We start from the raw sequence: 17,674 nt of genomic DNA, 5'->3' as shown, positions 1-17,674 counted from the left end.
AATACGTAAAATTTTGTTAAAGTTGTAAATATTTATTATGTTTATATGGCATAAATTATTTTTTTTATTATGATAAAAATTGACAAGCTTTCTATTTATTCTAAGTTGTTGTTGTTGATTTTTATTATTAGCATCTCTTTTGTAATACTTTTTTTTTCCTTATCCTATTATACTTCAAAACAGGAAGAGGAAGTTTATTCTCTTACCCAAAAACAATTGAATGATGAGGTGAATTCTGTTATGCAGTTGAACTCTGAGACCCATTTGTCTATTCTGGCAGATATTACCTATTGGGATGAGTTAGTGAAATTTGTCAAGAGTAAAAATGTCAAATGGTTTGATAATGTTATAGGAAGTTCAATAAATATGTATTTTGTTGAATATCTTGGAGTATATGATTTGCAGGGTAATGAAGTAGGTAGTAAATATACGGGTAAGATTAAACAGCCTGTTGAGTTTGTTACCGCGTCATTGCTGGAAAAGGTTTACAAGGAAAAAAACATGAACTTTTATGTGAAATTATCTGAAGGTTTTGCAGAAGTTTTCATGGGAACCATTCATCCTAATAATGATCCTGAAAAAAACAAAACAAGGCCTGAGGGATATTTTGTAATGGTCAGACTGCTGGATGATATATATGTCAAAAGACTGGAAAAAATTACAAGTTCTGAAGTTACTTTTACTCAGACAGAAAATAGTTTGATATTCAGAGATAATTTTATAAACGATGATTATGTGTTGAAAGGATGGGATGGTAAAAAAATCACCAATCTGTCTTTTAAGCGGAGATTTTTTGTGAACTTCAAAAGCACAGAGAATATTCTTTTGATAATAGTTGTTTTCTTTGTCGTGTTTTTACTGATATCGGTTTCTAAATTAAGAAAATGGATTTCCACTCCTTTGATGCTTACGACAAAAATTTTGGAAACCGGAAGTAAAAAGGCTGTCAAACAGTTAAAAAGATCGCCCGGGGAGTTCAGTAAAATTGGTTATTTGTTTGAGGAGGCTTTTTCACAGCGCAAATTGCTGGAGAAAGCAAAAGCAAAAGCTGAAGAAAGCGATAAGCTTAAAACAGCTTTTTTAACCAATCTTTCGCATGAAATACGAACACCTATGAATGCTATAATTGGGTTTTCCGAATTATTGAATCATAAAGATATTGATGAAAAAGAAAAATCAGAGTATATCGAAATCATCACAAAAAGCGGTAATAATCTCGTTTCAATTATAGATGATTTGATAGAAATGTCCAAAATTGATTCCAATCAGGTTGTGCCTAACTTATCGAGTGTTAATATTGATGATTGTGTGCATGAAATTTTTGAATCGGTTAAGATTACAATTCCTAAGAGTAAAAAAATGGAATTTGTTCTTGAAAAACCCGAAGAAGATTTGCCTTACTGTCTGTTTACCGATGTGGTAAAACTGAAGCAGATTCTTATCAATTTGCTTACAAACGCCATTAAGTTTACAGATACAGGATGCGTTAAACTGTCTTATGAATGGAATAAAAAGAAAAATCAATTGGAGTTTTTTATTGAAGATACCGGTTTAGGGATAGAAAAGAGAAATCAGGAATTTATATTTGAACGTTTCAGAAGGGTTGACAGCGATTATTCCATCAAAGTGGGTGGATTGGGACTTGGACTTGCAATTACAAAAGCGTATGTGGAATTGCTTGGCGGCGATATTGCTTTGAAATCTGATATAGGCAAAGGTTCTAAGTTTAAATTTACTTTACCGGTTATGTTTGATAAAAGAGAGGACAGTTTGCTGGAAAAAATAGAAGTTATAAAAGAAGATGTTACTGCTTCTTCTAAGACTAAAACTATTCTGATAGCAGAAGATGATAATATTAACTTTCTGCTCTTTGATAAAATCATGAGAGATTCAAATTTTTGGATTATAAGAGCAAATGACGGTGAAGAGGCGGTTAGTCTTTTTAAGGAAAATCCAGATATAGATTTGGTTCTTATGGATATCAAAATGCCTAAAATGAGCGGTTATGAAGCTTTGAAAGAGATTAAAATGTTTAAGTCTGATGCTGTGGTGGTTGCACAAACGGCCTTTTCTTCTTCAGATGAAATTGAAAAAATAAAACATGCAGGTTTTGACTCTCACATTACCAAGCCTATCAATAAAGAAAAACTATTTGATGTTATTTCATCAGTTTTACACTAAAAAATAAAAGCCTTCAATTAATGAAGGCATTTTATATAGAGAACAAATATGGATGGATGTACTTTTTTAAACAGCTACTTGAAATGGATTGATATTAGTGCTGTTTGCAATCATGTTAATCATTTGTGCCAAATCTTCTTTTTTGAATGAATACTGATCGTTGTCAAGTAAATACACCTGATATTCCAGCATCTTTTTATATTTGGATAATTGATTTTCATCAGCTGAGATAAAATAAGTTTCTGTATATTCATCCCACTGGTTCGTTTTCTCAACTAAAAATCCAAAATAATGATAGTGAGGATTTCTTCTGGCATTGAATCCTTCAAATTTGATTACATCCAGATTCAGCTGACTTTTTTCAATCTCTGATAATGATTTGATTGTCTCATTAAGTCTTTTGTACATGTATAAAATCTGTGTGGTTTCCTCACAAACTTCTAAAGCGATTTCTTCTGTATTCACATCAAATACTTCATAGTATTTTTCTGTGTATCCATTAGTCAGGATTTCTATTTTGGTTTCATAATCCTCAGTCGGGTCGCCTATTTTAGACAGTATACGGTATTGATTGGAAAGAATTTGTCTCTCAACCATTGTTAGTGTTTCTGGAATCATCTTTAGTTTAGTTTTATGAGGCTAAGTTAGTGTCATATTTTGAAATTGCCTTACGGTTTTCCCGTAAAAAATGTTAAACTTAAGGTTAAGAAATTGCTTTTTAAGGCAGTGTAGTTGGACTTTATTCTTTGTGGCTTAGGTGTTTAAGTTTGCCTTTCCTGTAATTTTTTAACTAATATTTTAATAAAGTTTATAAGATCTGATGCAGAGTTGGTTTAAAAATGATAATTATGTAATTAGTGTCATTTTCTTGACTTTAATCTAAAGCCTATTCCGTGTAAATTTTCAATTGTAATATTATCTTGCGATGATAATATTTTTCGAAGTCGGGATATGAATACATCAAGACTTCTTCCTAAAAAATAATCGTCGCTTCCCCATAATTTTGTCAGGATTAATTCTCTTTTTAAAACTTCGTCTTTATTGTCTAAAAACAACTGTAACAATTCGGCTTCCCGCTGCGTTAAAATAGTTTTTGTGTTTTGATCAGTTACGGTGTAATTTTTAGCATCAAATATTAAGTTTTCTAAAGTGTAAATTTGGTCTTCATGTATTGTGGTTTTTAAAGAACGTCTGATAAAAACCTGTATTTTTAGTTCCAGTTCTTCAATACTGAAAGGTTTAATCAAATAATCATCGGCACCTGTTTTTAACCCTTTTATCCGGTCATCTTTATGTGTTTTTGCGGATAGGAAAATGATGGGAATATCATTGTTGACTTTTCGTATGCTTTCTGCTAATGAAAAACCATCCATTTTGGGCATCATAATATCAAAAATACAAAGGTCAAAATTGTTGTTTGTAAAACTCAGCAGTGCTTCCTGGCCATTTTTACAATGGGTAACCAGATATTTTTCTTCCAATGCATCTTTGGTTAAAAGAGCAATGGTATCATCATCTTCGGCATATAATATTTTAAACCTTTCCATAATATTTTTGCGGGATTTTAATGTGTATTGATAATCCACTTGGCTGGTTGGTTTGAGCTTCTAACTGCCAATGATGGGCTTCAATAACTTTTTTTGCATAGAATAAACCTAACCCAAAACCATTGGTTTCATTACTGAGTTGATTCTTTTCACGATAAAATTTTTCAAAAAGAAAAGGAATATTCTTTTTGTCGACTCCTAATCCGTTGTCTTTAAATACTATTTGCAACGAGTCTCTTTGGTTGGAAACTACTATAGTTATTTCAGGCTTGTTTTCACTGTATTTAACGGAATTGTCGATTAAATTATAACACAAATTGGTTAAGTGGAATTTATCTGCTTTTAACTGATAATCAGCATCCATAGTCAGATTAATTTCCAATAAATCATATCTGGTTTTTGCATTTGTAATCAATTCTTCTAAAAACGCTCTTAAATTTATTGAATCAATGTTTAGATGAAAAGCAGTGTCATCTGATTTTGCAACATTTAAAACCCTTTCGATATGCTGATTCAGCTTTTGTCCTTGTTGAATAATAATTTGGGTGTACTGATTAAGCTTTTCATCATTAGTTATGACGTTCTGTTTGCTTAAATAATTTGATGCCAATAATATTGATGATAGAGGTGTCTTGAATTCATGGGTCATGTTGTTTACAAAATCCCTTTGCAGTTCACTGTATTTTTTTTGTTGGATTAGAGTGTATACTGAATAAACATATATGATAAGTATGAATAACAGCATTAGGGTTAATACCAGCCAAAATTTCATTGAGCCTAATAAAAAACTTTTTTCTGTTGGAAAACGAATGGCAAAATAATACACTAAATCCTTGTGTTTGGGGAAATGTATGCTTTTGTCTTCTGTTTTTGAATCTGACATTGAGATGTATTTCCCATAAACCATTTCTTCACTTTGACAATTGTACATGGCGTATTCAAAATCAGTATTAATCGAGAAACGTGTGAATTCCTCTTTTAAATAATGTTCTAAAATGTCGGGTGCGAAATCATTTTCTACATTAGCGATATAATAATCATTCGAGATTTTTTTTACCGGCTGGTCGGCTGGGATTTCTCTGTTTGTTCCTTGGTATAATTTTTTAACTACTTCCAATAAAGCGATATGTACTTTTTGAGAGAATTTCTTTTCCTGTATTTGAAAAGCTTCTTTGGTCCATAACAATTGGGCAATCAATATCCCAACGATTGCAATCAGACCTAAAAGTATGAGTATGTTTAGTTTGTTTTTCTTCATGACATTTTCAGTATGTAATATTACTAAAAATTAAGGTTTGTTTTTTCCATTAACAAGTCGTTAACAAACGTTAGATAGTGGTTAACAAGGAGGTGCTTAAATCTGTTCTACTTTTGAATTATTAAACTTAAAAAAACTTTATTATGAGAAACTTAGTTCTAATTACATTGACATTCATTGCAGTGGTATTAATGTCATTTTCGGTTAAAGAGTTAGTGGTGTGGAAAACAGATGTGATTGATTCAGGTACTATTTCGCAGGGTGTTCCTAAAACTTTTGAATTTGTATTGACTAACGAAAGCAGCAAAGATCTGGTAATTACCAGTGTAAGGGCTTCTTGCGGCTGTACCGCATCAGAATATACTAAAGAAGTTATTAAGCCGAACAGTAATGGTGTTGTGAAAGCAGTTTATAATGCTTCAGTAAAAGGGGCTTTCAACAAAGTGATTACTGTTTATACATCGGTTGATTCTAATCCAAAAGTATTGACTTTAAAAGGAGTTGTGAATTAATTTTAATAAAAAGACCTGACAGTTTAACTTTGCCAGGTCTTTTTTTATTCATTTAAAACTGCAATTAAGCAGGTTCACCGTATAAGTCGAATTCAGTAGCATCGATAATTTTGATGTTGGCAAATTCGCCTGTTTTAAGGTAAAATTTAGAAGCATCAATCAATACTTCATTATCTACATCCGGACTGTCAAATTCTGTACGTCCTACAAAGTATTGTCCTTCCTTACGGTCAATAATGCATTTGAATGTTTTGCCGATTTTCTCCTGATTTAGTTCCCAAGAAATTTGAGCCTGAATTTCCATGATTTCATTTGCTCTCGCTTGTTTTACATCATCAGGAACATCGTCTTCCAAACTGAAAGCATGAGTGTTTTCTTCATGTGAATACGCAAAACATCCCAAACGTTCAAAACGCATTTCTTCAACCCAATTTCTTAAAATCTGAAAATCTTCTTCCGTTTCACCTGGATAACCAACAATAAGCGTTGTTCTTATGGTCATATTAGGAACGGCTTTACGGAAATCTTTCAATAATTGCGTGGTTTTTTCATACGTAGTTCCACGACGCATTGATTTAAGAATTTTATCAGATATATGCTGTAAAGGAATATCTATATAGTTGCAGATTTTTGGTTCGCGGTTCATCAATTCCAAAACGTCCATAGGGAAACCAGTCGGAAATGCATAATGCAATCTAATCCATTCGATACCTTCAACTTTTGCAAGATTTTCAAGTAATTCAGCCAGATTTCTTTTTTTGTATAAGTCTAAACCGTAATAAGTTAAGTCCTGAGCGATAAGAATTAATTCTTTTACACCGTCTTTGGCAAGATTTTCAGCTTCTTTAACTAATTTTTCAATAGGCTGCGAAACGTGTTTTCCACGCATTATAGGAATTGCACAAAAACTGCAGGGACGGTCACAGCCTTCGGCAATTTTTAAATAAGCATAATTTTTAGGAGTTGTAGTTAAACGTTCTCCTAATAGTTCGTGCTTATAATCGGCTCCTAATGCTTTTAAAAGCAACGGTAAGTCAGTAGTTCCAAAATATTGATCTACGTCCGGGATTTCTTTTTCTAAATCCGGTCTGTATCGTTCAGACAAACATCCGGTTACGAAAACTTTGTCAACAATACCCTGGTCTTTCTTTTCAACATACTCAAGGATAGTGTTAACCGACTCTTCTTTGGCGTTATTAATAAAACCGCAGGTGTTAATTACAACAATATTGCCTTCCTGTTCATGAGCTACATCTTTTCCGCTGGCTTTTAACTGCCCCATTAAAACTTCGCTGTCATAAACGTTCTTTGAACATCCAAGAGTAATTACGTTGATTTTGTTTTTCTTTAATGATTTGGTTCTCATTGACTTAAAAATTGGAGTGCAAAATTACGATAAATATTTTAATATCTTATTTGTATAATAATAATTCCATAAAAACTTAAATCAAGTTTTTATGGAATTGTCTGTTTTGGGTACGATATTAATTTTTGATAAAATCTGATAATGAATTTTTATCTGCTTACGATTTTTGTTCTTTGTTGAAGTAAACTAAGTAATAATACATTTGTTTTTCCTCATCCCAGCCTTTTTCTACAAATTTTTCGGCACTTTCGGGATTTACAAAATCCAATTTGATTTGAATATTTGTATCCAATTCGATTACATTTTTCATTTTACGTCGTGCGTCAGTAACCGCGGCATTTGCAATAGGGAAGGTGGTTAAATCTTCAATGCTGTATTTTTCACCTTTGTCTACTTTGAAATTTTTGAACTCTGATATCAAATCTGGATTGTCAATTACTTCGTTTAAGAAATTGGTTTCTTCAAAATTATCGTTTTTAGCAAAATGGTTTACCGCACGGTTCATGAATAAAACTTCTTCTTTTTTGTCTTCTGCCGGTAAAACAACTTCTTTTGCAAAATCCTGACAGAATTTCAAATACTTTTTAGTCATGAAATTTTCATCCTGAAAAGCATCTACTGAAAGGAAATGCTCCAGCCAATAACGGGCATCATATCTGTTGCTGTCAACGGTTAGAATTTTGTAGCCTTCTTCTTTTTTATAGTTGAAGATCAAACAGCCTTTGTCTAATTTTTGAAGATTAATTCCTTGCTGTAAAATCATTTCAAGGTTAGTGTCTTTTTCTTCAAACTGAAGGAAATCCGATTTAATTTCACTTTTAAAAATTCCAATGGCATCTACTGGTTTGTTATCGATAGAAACATTGGTTAAGTATGCCACATAAACTTCTCCGTTTTTTATATGCGGATGGTTAGATTGCTCAAATAGATGTTGAGTGATTTTTTTAGAAATTCCATGAACATTACCAGGGTTATTGAAAATTTCAGTAGCCAGGTTGAACATTTCATTGTATTCTAAATCTACATCGTGTGCAAATTGATAGTAGTTTTCTTCTCCGCTTCTAAAAGGTTTAAAGAAAAATTCCTTCAATAATGGCATAATCTCATCGTTTAGACCATAAGGTTGGTCTGAAAGGAATATTGCTTCGTTACGGCTTTTATTTCCTACACGATGGATGGATAGATTTTCTATGTGGGTGTTGAATAAGTTTATCATTTGTTTTGATTGCTGGCTATTAGCAGTAAGCTTTTAGCTTTTTAAAATAATAATTAATGTATGGAAGCTTAAAGCATATTGCTTACAGCTTTTAGCTGAAAATTAATTCCAGTTTTCTTCAAAACCGTAATCTTCAAACGAATCGTCTCCGTCGAACATATCGAGATCTTCCTCATCATAATCGTCTTCAAATTCGTTGAATGAATCGTCATTATCGGCTTCAAAATCTTTGTTGGGTGCCAATGAAGGCATAATACCGTGTGTAAATAATAAATCAGGGTAGCTGACACCGCTTTCTGCTTCTTCGACAGCTGCCAATTCTACAAAGAATGTCCACATATTCATGAAATCATACACATAAATCATTTTTGTGTTTTCTTTGTCAAAAGTTGATGACAGTATATGATCAGCCATTGTAAGACCTTCGCCGGGGTTATCACCTGTGTCAAACAAAGGAATTTCCTCATCCTGATTCCATTTGTCATCACAAGTATAAAATGCTGCCATTTCCATACCGTCAAACCCAAAGGCGTTTACGATAGTGTTGTGTAAATCTTCTAAACTATCATTTTCATCAATTGCAATGTCTCTAAAAACATCTTCTTCCGCGTCAAGAATGACTCTGAATTTATATATCATAACACTAATTAATTTGCGAGGGTCAAAGGTAATTATAATTTTAGATTTTAGATTTTAGTTTTCAGATTTGTTGAAAACATTTTGGTTACTTTTGATAAAATTCGATTGGTAAATTGTCAGGATCAGCAATAAAGAAGAATTCCTTTTTAGTGTATTCGTCTATTCTTATGGTTTCTGATTCAATGTTTTGCGAAAGTAAATAATTTCTGGTTTCTTCTATATTATCTACTTCAAAAGCCAAATGTCTCAAACCAGCAGCTTCGGGTCTCGAAACTCTTTCCGGCGGATGAGGGAATGAAAATAATTCGATGGCATAGTTTCCATTGATGGCCAAATCAAGTTTATAGGATTGTCTTTCGGTTCTAAAAACTTCCCGAACAATTTCCAAACCTAAAATACGGGTGTAAAAACGCTTCGATTTTTCATAATCGGAACAAATTATGGCAATATGGTGTACTTTATTTAACTTCAGCATTATAAGAAATAAGTCATTGCAGGTAAATTGGCACCAGGATTTTCTGCCAATGCATCTGAATGTAATTTATCAATTAAAATTTTAGTTGCTGTGATATCATCAATTCGGAAAAGGAATTGGACTTCATTTTCAACATCAGCGTTCTCCCAAATATGTTCCAGATACATTCCCTGAGAAGCGTGGAATTCAGCATCTTTATGTAATACTTCTTTTATAACTTCCAAAGGTACATTGGTAAGTTTAGCTAATAGGTGCGGCATCGTTGTTTGGTTTTATTCGGTTACTGATTTTGTTTTTAAATTTAGTAAACTTTTTGCTGGTAGGATACTGCCTGTTGGAAGTCATATTATTAAAAACCAATGCGACTGAAAAAAGTATCAGAGCTCCCGTCAAAACAGGTGTTATGACATACCAATAGCCTAATTTTAAAATGGCCGGTGATCCCGTTACCGCAATCAAGGCGGTAGCCCCGCCCGGAGGATGCAGTGTTTTTGTAACCTGCATTAAAACTATAGCTCCCGCAACTGCCAAAGCTGAAGCCAGCCAAATGATATCAGGAAAAAGTTTAGCGGCAGTAACACCGGCAATGGCTGAAATTACATGGCCGCCTATTAAATTCCGGGGTTGTGCCAGCGGACTCTGAATTACACCGTACACTAAAACACATGAGGCTCCAAAAGACCCAATGAGGAATACAAAGTCTTCTTTAGGGAAGGCATTATACTGTAAATAAGCAATGATTCCCATGCCTGTAAAAGCGCCTGTAAATGCCCAAAAGTGTTCTTTAAAATCAACTAAAGTTTCTTTGTAAAGAATATAGCGTGTTTTGCGATACCCTTTTTTAATTTTGGTTATTGGCATGGCGTGTTGTAAGTAAAAATTTATTTAAAACGATTTTTTGGCTACTTTATCGTGTAATTCCGGAGTAAGCATTAAAGCTGCTGAAGAATACCAAGGGGTAAGTTCCACATCAAAAATTTTAGCTCGAACAGCCGGATCTGTTTCGACCAGTTTTTGAGCTTCTTCAACTGTTTTGCAGTTAAAAATAAAGATACCCCGATAGTTTTTGTCATTTTTCATGAAAGGTCCGGCAATAACCAATTTGCCTTCTTTAGCTAATCTATTAATGTTTGCCATGTGTCCTTCAAAATATTTTTTCTTTTCTTCAGCTGTTGCAGTTGTGTTGCTTCCTGTTTTTAAAATACAAAAAACATAGTTTTTCATACCGTGCTCATCGGCACCAACTTTAACAGCTAGGGTTTCGTCATAAACAGATTTGTTTTCTTGAGCAAAAATGGTTGTTGAAATTAAGAATAAAAAGTAGATAGCGTTTTTCATCATTCATTGAATTTACACAAAGATATTAAATGTCTTTTTATCTTTTTTTCTATTCTTTTACTCTAAAGAAAACATTTCGTCCATCAAAATCGACAATTCGGTCAACTTAAATTTAATTGGTAAGGATTTCATGGCAATTTTGGTTCATCAAATAAACAGAATCATGAAATCTTTATTACAACTTACATTATTGCTTATTTCTATAAATGCTTTCGCTCAGTTTAAAATTGAAGGAAAAGTAATTGACAAAAAAAATAAACCTTTAGTTGGTGCTAATGTATTTATTGAAGGTACTTATGATGGGGCAACGACCAACGAAAAAGGTGAGTTTTTATTTGAAACAACTGAAAAAGGAAAACAAATACTAAATATTTCATTACTTGGATTTGATGATTTGAAAACTCCTGTTGAAATTGAGAAATGCATTTTTCAGACGTATGTTTTAAAAGCCGGCATGAATTCTCTTGATGCTGTTGTAATAACAGCCGGCTCATTTAAAGCAGGGGATAACAGTAAAGGTTCTGTTTTAAAACCTTTGGATATTGTAAGTACTGCCGGTTCTGTAGGTGATATTGTGGGAGCATTGCAAACGCTTCCGGGCGCACAGGTTGTCGGCGAAAGCGGCCGGTTATTTGTCAGAGGCGGTGAAAGCGATGAAACACAAACATACATCGATGGGGTAAGAGTGGCTCAGCCTTACGGGGTTAGTGCCAATAATATGCCCACACGAGGAAGGTTTTCACCTTTTTTATTTAAAGGTATGACTTTTTCAACCGGAGGATATTCAGCCGAATATGGTGATGCCCTTTCCAGTGTTTTATTAATGAATTCAATTTCTGAACCCGATCAGGATCAGACTGATGTAAGCTTTATGACTGTTGGTTTGGGCTTAGGAAAAACAAAAAAATGGCAGAAAAGTTCTTTAAGTTTTAATACTTCCTATATCAATTTACAGCCTTATCAGTGGTTAGTACCTCAAAAAGCGGATTGGAATAAACCATACCAATCTATCTCAGGGGAAAGTATCTATAGATATAAGTTTAATAAAGGATTATTCAAATTATATGCTGCCTTTGAAACAGCGGCTTTTGATTTGAATCAGGATGATATAAATAACACCAACCCAATACGAATCGATAATAAAAACAATAACTTATATGTGAATAGTAATTATAAAGGGAAATTTGGAAATGGATGGACAATTACTACGGGAGGAAGTTTAGGAATAAACAATGTAAGGATTGGGATTGAACAGGACCAACTGAAAAATCAGGAAATTGCATCACATTTGAAGGCTAAATTGGAGAACAAACTATCTGATAAGATTGGGATTGCATTTGGAGGGGATTATTTTGTTACTGATTTTGATGAGAGCTTTAAACCAAAATCGGGTGAAAGTTTTAAATACGGATATAAAAGCAATGTAGGCGCTTTGTTTGCTGAAACTGATTTCTTTTTCTCTCCTGAATTTGCTCTAAAATCAGGCGTTAGAGTGATGCGGAATGATTTGTTGAATAAAAATGTTTTTGAACCCAGAATTTCTTTAGCTTATAAAGTGTCAAAAGCAAGTCAGTTTTCTTTGGCTTATGGTGATTTTCATCAGGCTCCTAAACAGGATTATTTGAAATATTTTCAAAATCTGGACTTTGAGAAAACACAGCATTACATTTTAAATTATATGCATTCTGTTGCTAAAAGAACTTTACGTGCAGAAGTATATTATAAAAAATATGATGACTTAATAAAGTATAATACTGCCACTCCTGTATTTAACAGTGATTATAATAATCAAGGTTTTGGTTACGCAAAAGGATTGGATATTTTTTGGAGAGACAGCAGGACTTTTAAAAAAATAGATTATTGGATTACCTATACTCTAACTGACAGTAAACGGAATTTTAAAAATTACAGCAAAGAAGTTAAACCAACGTTTGTGGCTGATCATACACTTTCATGGGTTGGTAAATATTGGATTCAGGACTGGAAATCGCAAATAAGTGTCACTAATACATTTGCTTCGGGCAGACCTTATAATAATCCTAATCAGACACAATTTATGAACGGAAAAACAAAAGAATACAACAATTTGAGTATGAGCTGGGCTTATTTGTTATCACAGCAAAAAATTCTATTCTTCTCGGTGACTAACATTTTAGGAAGAGATAATGTATTTGGGTATCAATATGCCAACTCGCCTGATTTGAGTGGTGTTTATCAAAGACAGGTAATAGGGCAGCCGGCAGATCGATTCTTCTTTGTGGGTTTCTTTTGGACTATCAGTAATGATAAGAAAACAAATCAATTGGATAATTTGTAGACTGGATTATTAGATGGTTGGATTTTTAAATCATTGGACTTCTTGGATTATTAGAAAAGAAGAGAAAATAAATTATTATAAATCCAATAATCTAAAAATCCAACCATCTAAGAAGTCTAAAATAAAACAATTCATCATCAAAAAACGACAGTTCGGTAAGTATAAATTTTAAAAGAGACAGTACCAAAGTAATTTTGGTCAGGAATAATAAAAGAATCAATAATCAATAAAAAACAATTTTAAACTAAATTATTATGGTACGATTAATCACAACAGTATTAGTGTTAGTTTGTTCAGCAGTTTTTGGACAGGATGGAAAATTTGAGCAAGGGATGGGAAAAGCCTTCGGGGTTTGGAAAGAAGGTAAATCGGCAGAAGCTTCGGCTTTATTTGAAAGAATTGCAACCGCTGAAAAAGCAAATTGGCTGCCGGATTATTATGTAGCTCTAATCAATTGTACTGAAGCTTTCAAACCGGAAAACAGAGAAAAATCAACCACTTTAATTGAAAAAGCACAGACAGCATTAAACAATGCAGGTTCAAAAAGTCAAAACAACGCCGAGATCAATGTAATGCAGGCTTTGATTTACACAGCAACCCTAGTTCAGGATCCAATGACAAACGGAATGAAATATACAATGCTTGCAAACGGTGAATATGCAAAAGCAAAAGCTATTGCTCCCAACAATCCACGTGTTGTTTTTTGTTGCGCTGAATTTGCATTGGGAGGAGCAAAATGGTCAGGAGCCGATACACAACCTATTTGTGCAGAAGTTAGCCGTTCTATAGATCTTTTTGCTAATTTTAAACCTGAATCTTCTTTTCATCCAAACTGGGGATTGGACAGAGCAAAACAAACTGCAGAAAACTGTAAATAATATAATAACAAAAGCATAGCTTAATGAAAATAAGTAATAAGGAAATAGGTAAAGTATTCTTTTTTGGGATAATTGTATTTATTATCATTCAATTAATCAATTTGGCCTACGGTAGCGAGATAAAATTAAACAATCATCTGCTGATAAGTTTTCTTTACACCATGCTTTATACCTTTTCATTAGGTTATGCCAACAAAGCGGTCTTTGTTTTACTGGATAGAATTTTCGAAGAAAACAGATTTTCGGTTAAAAGAATTGTCATCGGTTTTGTAGCTTCATTTATGGTTTCGCTGCTGGTTATTTTTCTGCTCCGGATTACCGAGGATGTAATTGTCAAAAAGAAAACTTTTGCTGATTTTATAGCCAATGAAAGTGCTTCAAATTATGTGTTTGCTATCGTAATTACTTTTATAGTTTCCGTTTCGCTCTACGCTTTTCATTTTTACAGAGCCTATCAGGAAAATAAACTGAAAGAACAAAAAGTAATTGCAGGAACGGCTTCGGCCAAGTTTGAAACACTGAAAAATCAAATAGATCCGCATTTCTTGTTCAACAGCTTGAATGTGTTAAGTTCTTTGATTGAGGAAAATCCGGATCAGGCACAACGGTTTACCACTTCGTTATCTAAAATTTACCGATACGTTTTGGAACAAAAGGATAAAGAACTGGTTTCGGTTGATGAAGAATTATCGTTTGCAAAAACGTACATGAATTTACTGAAGATGCGGTTTGAAAACAGTATCACATTCGAATTGCCTACCGATTTTAATAACAGCGAAGCTAAAGTGGTACCACTCTCTTTACAATTGCTTTTGGAAAATACGATCAAACATAATGTGGTAAGCGAAAAGAAACCGCTGCACATCAAAATTTATATTCAGAATAATTATCTGATTGTAGAAAATAATCTGCAAAAGAAAGAAGTGCTTCAGGATCGTAAGGGCGTTGGTTTGCAGAATATTGTAAACCGTTACGGATTGATTTCTGAACGGAAAGTATTAATCGAACAAAATGAGTCGGTCTTTAGAGTTATGATTCCGATTTTAACAAAACAAATTGCATATATGGAAAGTCAAAATATATATAACGAAAATACAGCTTACGCCCGTGCAAAAGACCGGGTGGAAAAACTGAAAGGATTTTACGGAAATTTAATTTCATACTGCTGTGTGATTCCTTTTCTAGTGTTTATTAATCTTCAGACATCTTCAAAATTTCAATGGTTTTGGTTTCCGTTGCTGGGTTGGGGTTTTGGGTTGCTGATGCATGCTTTCGAAATCTTTGGTTACGGTAAAAACTGGGAGGAAAGAAAAATTAAAGAAATCCTTAATAAAGAAAACAAGATAAACAATAAATGGAACTAATGATGGAAAATAGTTATACAACTCAATCAGAATTGGAAAAAAATGCTCGAAAAAAAGTTGAGGAAATTAAAAACTTCTACATCCATTTGTTCATCTTTTGTATTGCTGTGGCTGTTTATTTGGGTAAGACTTATTTTGGGGTAAGAATAAATTTTTTTCCTTTCACACTTATAGGTGAAACAGTAATGTTTTTTTGGACAATAGCAATTTCAATTCAGGGTTTTTCATTGCTTTTAAAAGAAAAAGTATTAGGTAGAAATTGGGAGCAAAGAAAAATTCGACAGTTAATGAATAAAGAAAAATTGGAAAACAATAAATGGGAGTAATTATGGAAAGCTTTAACAGAGAAGAAATGGAAAGTTACGAACGTGCAAGAAAACACGTGGAAGAAATAAAAGGATTTTACGGAAATTTGATTGCCTACCTGTTGGTAAATGCTTTTTTAGTGTTTATCAACCTGAAATTCACACCGGATCATTTATGGTTTTACTGGCCTATGCTGGGGTGGGGTATAGGTGTTTTATTTCACGGCTTCAGAGTCTTCAGTTGGTTTCCTTTTTTGAATAAAGACTGGGAGCAGAAAAAGATAAAACAATTCATGGAAGAAGAAAAAAAGAAGCAGGATTTTAAATAAAAAGATAATGAATACAACAGAAGAAATAAAATACCAGCAGGCTCTGAAAAGAGTTAAGAAAATAAAAGGGTTCTATACTCATGCAGCAGTTTATGTAATTATAAATATCATGATTGTTGTTTTTAATATACAGGAGTTGGACGAAGGTGAAAGTTATTTTCAGTTGCATAATTTTTTCACCGCATTTTTCTGGGGACTGGGACTATTGGCACACGGACTTTCGGTGTTTATGCCTGGTATGGTAATGGGAAAAGATTGGGAGGAAAGAAAGATTAAAGAATTAATGGAAAAGGACAAACAAAATAAGTGGCAGTAATTATATAAAGAGGTAAAGTGAAAAAACAGCAAAGCAGCAAAATTTTTATATTAAACATTTTTTAAATTTTAATCTATTTCACTTTTAACTCTAAATCTTTGACACTTTGTGACTTTGTAACTCTGTCACTCAAAAAATAAAAAAATGAACATCATTATCATAGAAGACGAAAAGCCTGCAGCACGTTTGTTGCAGCGGAAAGTTGAGAAATTAGGATTGCATGTCAATGAAATGCTGCATTCAGTGGAAGAAGCGGTCAATTGGTTTCAAAATAACACACACCCTGATTTGATTTTTCTGGACATTCAGCTTTCGGATGGTTTATCGTTTGAAATTTTTGAAACTATCGATATTAAAAGCGCTGTGATTTTTACCACTGCTTATGATGAATATGCATTAAGAGCCTTTAAATTAAACAGCATCGATTATTTGTTAAAACCTATCGATGAGGATGATTTGGAAGTGGCTATAAACAAATTCAAGCAACGTAATCAGCCACAAAATTTATCATTGGATTTTGAAATGATAAAACGGATGCTGATCAATCCTGTGGAAAAAGAATATAAAAAACGCTTCACAGTTAAAATCGGCCAGCAGTTAAAACTGATAGATATTCAGGAGGTGGAATGTTTTTTCAGTCAGGATAAAGGAACGTATTTACATACTTTGGATAACCGGGATTATTTACTTGATGGAACTTTAGAACAGCTGGAAACAGAGCTTAACCCCGAAGATTTTTACCGTGTTTCCCGAAAATTTATCGTGCCAATGAAAGCCATTAAAGAAATCCAAATGCACAGCAATTCGCGTTTAAAACTCATTTTGCCTACATACAAAGATGATGAGGTAATTGTAGCCCGCGAGCGTGTTGGTGATTTTAAGGACTGGATTGGGTGATTAGTTGAGGTAGTTATCAATAAGTTTTGAAAAATCACTTTTCATCTCATCAGAAATATCGTGTTTAACCTCTTTATATGTGTTGATTTTTGCTTTGAATGAATTTGTTTTAAGAAGTTTAATGTGTTTTTTAGCATCATTAATGTTTACAATTGGATCGTTCTCACCATGAAAAACTGCAATAGCTGCTTTAGGTTTTGTTTTGGCTTTATTGATAAGCCGGTTGTCAATAGTTGCCATTAACGGACAGGAAAGACCTATTAAAGTGTTATGATGTACAGCAATAAAATAGCTTAAGTCGCCTCCTTGTGAAGCACCTATGATAACAGGTTTTTTATTTGAAGGATATTTTTTAGAAATAAAATCAATGAAATCAGCAAGTTTTTCTCCCTCTGTTTTAAGGACATTCATTTTGTGGTCTTCATCCATTTTGTAGTAGTTTTGAAGCTCTACAGGATAAAAAGAAAAACCTTCCTTGTAAGGATAGCGGCCTTCAGGCAATATAATTCTGGCTGGTTTTTTGATGTCTTTTAAAAAAGTAAAGAACTCATCGGGATTGGAACGCATCCAATGCAATCCAATAATTAACGGGAGACTGTCATGTGCTGAAGCAGTATTTACAATCAGTTCCTTATACCGAAATCCTTCAAGTTCTTTTACTGTATTTTGAGACCAAATTAAGTTTTGGCTTAAAAAAAGTAAACCAATAAGAATTGAATGGATTTTTGTCCTCATT

Annotated in this window: 20 protein-coding genes; 9 read left to right on the top strand and 11 right to left on the bottom strand. The window is 33.2% G+C overall.

Annotated features, from left to right (window positions below; all coding sequences use genetic code 11):
• Positions 1-69 precede the first annotated feature (69 nt).
• Positions 70-2,181 carry an ATP-binding protein gene (locus tag EZM65_RS09980; protein ID WP_136668409.1) on the top strand — a complete coding sequence of 704 codons (2,112 nt, stop codon included), beginning with the start codon at positions 70-72 and terminating at the stop codon, positions 2,179-2,181.
• A 66-nt stretch (positions 2,182-2,247) separates the two neighbouring features.
• Here the strand turns inward: EZM65_RS09980 and EZM65_RS09975 are convergent, their stop codons facing one another.
• From EZM65_RS09975 to EZM65_RS09965, 3 genes are all read right to left on the bottom strand, one after another.
• Entirely contained in the window at positions 2,248-2,799 is a 552-nt protein-coding gene (locus EZM65_RS09975; protein ID WP_136668408.1) for a YfbU family protein, read from the bottom strand.
• A gap of 242 nt (positions 2,800-3,041) precedes the next feature.
• Complete coding sequence (locus EZM65_RS09970) at positions 3,042-3,728, bottom strand: response regulator transcription factor (protein ID WP_136668407.1); 687 nt, start codon at positions 3,726-3,728, stop codon at positions 3,042-3,044.
• Entirely contained in the window at positions 3,715-4,986 is a 1,272-nt protein-coding gene (locus tag EZM65_RS09965) for a sensor histidine kinase KdpD (RefSeq protein WP_136668406.1), read from the bottom strand. Before EZM65_RS09965 ends, EZM65_RS09970 begins: the two co-directional genes overlap by 14 nt.
• Before the next feature lie 143 nt (positions 4,987-5,129).
• On the opposite strand from EZM65_RS09965, the gene EZM65_RS09960 reads away from it, so the two are divergent.
• Complete coding sequence (locus tag EZM65_RS09960) at positions 5,130-5,498, top strand: DUF1573 domain-containing protein (protein ID WP_136668405.1); 369 nt, start codon at positions 5,130-5,132, stop codon at positions 5,496-5,498.
• 64 nt (positions 5,499-5,562) lie between these two features.
• Here EZM65_RS09960 and rimO read toward each other — a convergent pair whose 3' ends face one another.
• From rimO to EZM65_RS09925, 7 genes are all read right to left on the bottom strand, one after another.
• The gene (gene rimO / locus EZM65_RS09955) at positions 5,563-6,864 is read right to left on the bottom strand and encodes a 30S ribosomal protein S12 methylthiotransferase RimO (RefSeq protein WP_136668404.1); all 1,302 of its coding nucleotides are present in this window, start codon (positions 6,862-6,864) and stop codon (positions 5,563-5,565) included.
• A 157-nt stretch (positions 6,865-7,021) separates the two neighbouring features.
• Entirely contained in the window at positions 7,022-8,080 is a 1,059-nt protein-coding gene (locus EZM65_RS09950) for a nucleoid-associated protein (RefSeq protein ID WP_136668403.1), read from the bottom strand.
• Positions 8,081-8,182: 102 nt separating this feature from the next.
• A complete protein-coding gene (locus EZM65_RS09945; protein ID WP_136668402.1) occupies positions 8,183-8,719 on the bottom strand; it encodes a plasmid pRiA4b ORF-3 family protein in 537 nt (178 codons plus the stop codon).
• A gap of 85 nt (positions 8,720-8,804) precedes the next feature.
• Complete coding sequence (locus EZM65_RS09940) at positions 8,805-9,194, bottom strand: VOC family protein (RefSeq protein WP_136668401.1); 390 nt, start codon at positions 9,192-9,194, stop codon at positions 8,805-8,807.
• Positions 9,194-9,454, bottom strand: a complete 261-nt coding sequence (locus EZM65_RS09935) for a hypothetical protein (RefSeq protein ID WP_136668400.1) — start codon at positions 9,452-9,454, stop codon at positions 9,194-9,196. Before EZM65_RS09935 ends, EZM65_RS09940 begins: the two co-directional genes overlap by 1 nt.
• Positions 9,435-10,055: an HPP family protein gene (locus tag EZM65_RS09930; protein WP_136668399.1), complete on the bottom strand. Its 621-nt coding sequence runs from the start codon at positions 10,053-10,055 to the stop codon at positions 9,435-9,437. The genes EZM65_RS09935 and EZM65_RS09930 overlap by 20 nt, the downstream gene beginning before the upstream one ends.
• A 24-nt stretch (positions 10,056-10,079) precedes the next feature.
• Positions 10,080-10,532, bottom strand: coding sequence for a YciI family protein (locus EZM65_RS09925; protein ID WP_136668398.1), 453 nt, complete (start codon positions 10,530-10,532; stop codon positions 10,080-10,082).
• 163 nt (positions 10,533-10,695) lie between these two features.
• Between EZM65_RS09925 and EZM65_RS09920 the strand changes: the two genes are divergently transcribed.
• From EZM65_RS09920 to EZM65_RS09890, 7 genes are all read left to right on the top strand, one after another.
• Positions 10,696-12,849 (top strand): carboxypeptidase-like regulatory domain-containing protein, encoded by a 2,154-nt coding sequence (locus EZM65_RS09920; RefSeq protein ID WP_136668397.1) that lies wholly within the window; start codon positions 10,696-10,698, stop codon positions 12,847-12,849.
• Between the two features lie 254 nt (positions 12,850-13,103).
• Positions 13,104-13,727, top strand: a complete 624-nt coding sequence (locus EZM65_RS09915; protein WP_136668396.1) for a hypothetical protein — start codon at positions 13,104-13,106, stop codon at positions 13,725-13,727.
• 23 nt (positions 13,728-13,750) lie between these two features.
• Entirely contained in the window at positions 13,751-15,091 is a 1,341-nt protein-coding gene (locus tag EZM65_RS09910) for a 2TM domain-containing protein (protein WP_136668395.1), read from the top strand.
• Positions 15,082-15,417: a 2TM domain-containing protein gene (locus EZM65_RS09905; protein WP_136668394.1), complete on the top strand. Its 336-nt coding sequence runs from the start codon at positions 15,082-15,084 to the stop codon at positions 15,415-15,417. Before EZM65_RS09910 ends, EZM65_RS09905 begins: the two co-directional genes overlap by 10 nt.
• Positions 15,408-15,725 carry a 2TM domain-containing protein gene (locus tag EZM65_RS09900; RefSeq protein ID WP_136668393.1) on the top strand — a complete coding sequence of 106 codons (318 nt, stop codon included), beginning with the start codon at positions 15,408-15,410 and terminating at the stop codon, positions 15,723-15,725. Before EZM65_RS09905 ends, EZM65_RS09900 begins: the two co-directional genes overlap by 10 nt.
• 7 nt (positions 15,726-15,732) lie before the next feature.
• Complete coding sequence (locus EZM65_RS09895) at positions 15,733-16,041, top strand: 2TM domain-containing protein (protein WP_136668392.1); 309 nt, start codon at positions 15,733-15,735, stop codon at positions 16,039-16,041.
• A 144-nt stretch (positions 16,042-16,185) separates the two neighbouring features.
• Positions 16,186-16,938 (top strand): LytTR family DNA-binding domain-containing protein, encoded by a 753-nt coding sequence (locus EZM65_RS09890; protein WP_136668391.1) that lies wholly within the window; start codon positions 16,186-16,188, stop codon positions 16,936-16,938.
• Here EZM65_RS09890 and EZM65_RS09885 read toward each other — a convergent pair whose 3' ends face one another.
• Positions 16,939-17,673 (bottom strand): alpha/beta hydrolase, encoded by a 735-nt coding sequence (locus EZM65_RS09885; protein WP_136668390.1) that lies wholly within the window; start codon positions 17,671-17,673, stop codon positions 16,939-16,941. It abuts the gene before it with no gap.
• Between the last annotated feature and the right edge of the window lies 1 nt (position 17,674).

The organism is Flavobacterium sp. H122, from assembly GCF_004959765.1.
Taxonomy (GTDB): Bacteria; Bacteroidota; Bacteroidia; order Flavobacteriales; family Flavobacteriaceae; genus Flavobacterium.
Note: the sequence above shows the minus strand (reverse complement) of the source record. Positions and strands in the feature narration are given on the sequence as shown.

Excerpts from the sequence above, each read along its gene's own strand:
- EZM65_RS09980 (WP_136668409.1), top strand. The coding sequence starts at position 70 with ATGATAAAAATTGACAAGCTTTCTATTTATTCTAAGTTGTTGTTGTTG.
- EZM65_RS09975 (WP_136668408.1), bottom strand. The coding sequence starts at position 2,799 with ATGATTCCAGAAACACTAACAATGGTTGAGAGACAAATTCTTTCCAAT.
- EZM65_RS09970 (WP_136668407.1), bottom strand. The coding sequence starts at position 3,728 with ATGGAAAGGTTTAAAATATTATATGCCGAAGATGATGATACCATTGCT.
- EZM65_RS09965 (WP_136668406.1), bottom strand. The coding sequence starts at position 4,986 with ATGAAGAAAAACAAACTAAACATACTCATACTTTTAGGTCTGATTGCA.
- EZM65_RS09960 (WP_136668405.1), top strand. The coding sequence starts at position 5,130 with ATGAGAAACTTAGTTCTAATTACATTGACATTCATTGCAGTGGTATTA.
- rimO (WP_136668404.1), bottom strand. The coding sequence starts at position 6,864 with ATGAGAACCAAATCATTAAAGAAAAACAAAATCAACGTAATTACTCTT.
- EZM65_RS09950 (WP_136668403.1), bottom strand. The coding sequence starts at position 8,080 with ATGATAAACTTATTCAACACCCACATAGAAAATCTATCCATCCATCGT.
- EZM65_RS09945 (WP_136668402.1), bottom strand. The coding sequence starts at position 8,719 with ATGATATATAAATTCAGAGTCATTCTTGACGCGGAAGAAGATGTTTTT.
- EZM65_RS09940 (WP_136668401.1), bottom strand. The coding sequence starts at position 9,194 with ATGCTGAAGTTAAATAAAGTACACCATATTGCCATAATTTGTTCCGAT.
- EZM65_RS09935 (WP_136668400.1), bottom strand. The coding sequence starts at position 9,454 with ATGCCGCACCTATTAGCTAAACTTACCAATGTACCTTTGGAAGTTATA.
- EZM65_RS09930 (WP_136668399.1), bottom strand. The coding sequence starts at position 10,055 with ATGCCAATAACCAAAATTAAAAAAGGGTATCGCAAAACACGCTATATT.
- EZM65_RS09925 (WP_136668398.1), bottom strand. The coding sequence starts at position 10,532 with ATGAAAAACGCTATCTACTTTTTATTCTTAATTTCAACAACCATTTTT.
- EZM65_RS09920 (WP_136668397.1), top strand. The coding sequence starts at position 10,696 with ATGAAATCTTTATTACAACTTACATTATTGCTTATTTCTATAAATGCT.
- EZM65_RS09915 (WP_136668396.1), top strand. The coding sequence starts at position 13,104 with ATGGTACGATTAATCACAACAGTATTAGTGTTAGTTTGTTCAGCAGTT.
- EZM65_RS09910 (WP_136668395.1), top strand. The coding sequence starts at position 13,751 with ATGAAAATAAGTAATAAGGAAATAGGTAAAGTATTCTTTTTTGGGATA.
- EZM65_RS09905 (WP_136668394.1), top strand. The coding sequence starts at position 15,082 with ATGGAACTAATGATGGAAAATAGTTATACAACTCAATCAGAATTGGAA.
- EZM65_RS09900 (WP_136668393.1), top strand. The coding sequence starts at position 15,408 with ATGGGAGTAATTATGGAAAGCTTTAACAGAGAAGAAATGGAAAGTTAC.
- EZM65_RS09895 (WP_136668392.1), top strand. The coding sequence starts at position 15,733 with ATGAATACAACAGAAGAAATAAAATACCAGCAGGCTCTGAAAAGAGTT.
- EZM65_RS09890 (WP_136668391.1), top strand. The coding sequence starts at position 16,186 with ATGAACATCATTATCATAGAAGACGAAAAGCCTGCAGCACGTTTGTTG.
- EZM65_RS09885 (WP_136668390.1), bottom strand. The coding sequence starts at position 17,673 with ATGAGGACAAAAATCCATTCAATTCTTATTGGTTTACTTTTTTTAAGC.